We start from the raw sequence: 1,681 nt of genomic DNA, 5'->3' as shown, positions 1-1,681 counted from the left end.
GTGACTGTATTACAGGCACCAAGAGCGAAGCGTTTTAACCCACTTAAAGAAATCAGCTTGGGCTCTATGGCGATATCACATATCTGTGATGAGGATGTTGCAGATGAACCACCTCATACAGACTTCAAATTACCTAGCAGTGTTGCGTATTTGATTGGTCACAATATTGATTTTGATATGGCCGTTCTTAAAAATGCGGGCGTAACTCATACGCCTAAATTAATATGTACCAATGCGATGGCTAACTTCCTGCTTCCTACGCTTGAAAGCCATAAGCTAGTATCCCTCCTCTACCACTTTCACCGTGATATAGCCCGTGCTCAAGCAAGAGATGCTCATGCTGCCATTGCTGATATTTACTTCACTGAGCTGGTGCTTGGTAGTCTGATTGACTTGGCGAATAGCCAAGGCCATGAGATAAGTGATGTGGAGAGCTTATATGAATTTAGCGAAATAGCGCGTGTACCCACGCACTTAAGTTTTGGTAAGCACAAGGGTGAGGCTATTGCAGATTTAGCGACTCACTCGGATGGTGCTGGATATTTGAAGTGGCTATTGAAACAAGATACCGTTGCTCCTTATTTAGCTCAGGCTTGTAAGAATGCTCTAGAGTAGTCTGCGTAAATATAAGTAGCATCAAGCGATGCACTTTTATTATTCGTCCATTTTAAAGGCTTATAACCTCAGTATAATAAAAGCGCAAATCATAGTATTATTTTACATGTTTTATCCCTTCGTGCAATTGACGCCGACGCTCTTGCGCAGCGTTATAGCGATGAGCTTTAGCCAGCTCAATCTCTTCATGAGTTTGGATTAGTTCAGACGGCATCATCAGCGCCTCATCCATATTGATCGTATCGACATACATAGCATTACCTGTGAGAATTGAGCGCAATACTTTATTGGCATTAGTTTCATGAAGACTTTCAATCACAGCAATGCATCTATCAACATCTGCTAACTTTAGCTTAATCATCATTTGGGCATCGTAATAAGACTTAGAATATCCCTTACTGACTGCCACACACCATAAAGCTACTAATGCTTCAGGGCTAGCAACAGGTACATCAGCCATACCAAATATCTCTTTAGATATAGGCTGATTAAATGTAAGACCTTTAGGGGTGATTTGGAATGAAAGTGCGAGAGGATATTTTTTAGTTTCATCACTATCATCTTTGACAGTAATGATGAGCTGTTGGTGGGCATTCCATATAAAATCAATTCCATACTCTTTAAGGACGCTTTCAAATTTGCAGCAGTCATTTTCAGAGATCATGAAATTAATATTGGTGGTCGCACGAGGCGGTGCATACTCTGAGTAGGCAAGTGTGCCAATAATCACATACTCAATATTTTCTTCTGACAGAACATAGATGAGCTGTTTAAATAACTTTTGGTATTTATTCATTCGGCCATTTGACTCGAACAACCTTAAAAGTTCCATTGACTCACTCATATCTACCCGCCAAGCTTTATATCAGTTATTGTCAGTTGTTAGTCATCATTTTACAGAACTTCTAATAGGATTATTTTCTCGTTTGATCATCACATTAAGCCATGCATCTTTACAGTCGGCTCTTTTATCGGCCGACAACCAGATATCGTATTCAATCACTTGCGGTATGTTAGCAACAATGGTTGTCCAGCGTGATTCATTCATATCACAAAAGAAGCGCTC

2 protein-coding genes are annotated in these 1,681 nt (G+C 40.2%); one reads left to right on the top strand and one right to left on the bottom strand.

The window, feature by feature from the left end; translation table 11 throughout:
- Nucleotides 1-615 (top strand): 3'-5' exonuclease (locus ACT3SX_RS14940; protein WP_444761827.1); only part of this gene is annotated, 615 nt, incomplete at its 5' end.
- 97 nt (nt 616-712) lie between these two features.
- Here the strand turns inward: ACT3SX_RS14940 and ACT3SX_RS14935 are convergent.
- Nucleotides 713-1,459, bottom strand: a complete 747-nt coding sequence (locus ACT3SX_RS14935) for a hypothetical protein (RefSeq protein WP_426138807.1) — start codon at nt 1,457-1,459, stop codon at nt 713-715.
- Nucleotides 1,460-1,681 lie beyond the last annotated feature (222 nt).

The organism is Psychrobacter sp. AOP31-B2-9 (assembly GCF_052378005.1).
Lineage (GTDB): Bacteria > Pseudomonadota > Gammaproteobacteria > Pseudomonadales > Moraxellaceae > Psychrobacter.
The sequence above is the reverse complement of the archived record's forward strand: the minus strand, read 5'-3'. Positions and strand labels throughout refer to the sequence as shown.

Excerpts from the sequence above, each read along its gene's own strand:
- ACT3SX_RS14935 (WP_426138807.1), bottom strand. The coding sequence starts at position 1,459 with ATGAGTGAGTCAATGGAACTTTTAAGGTTGTTCGAGTCAAATGGCCGA.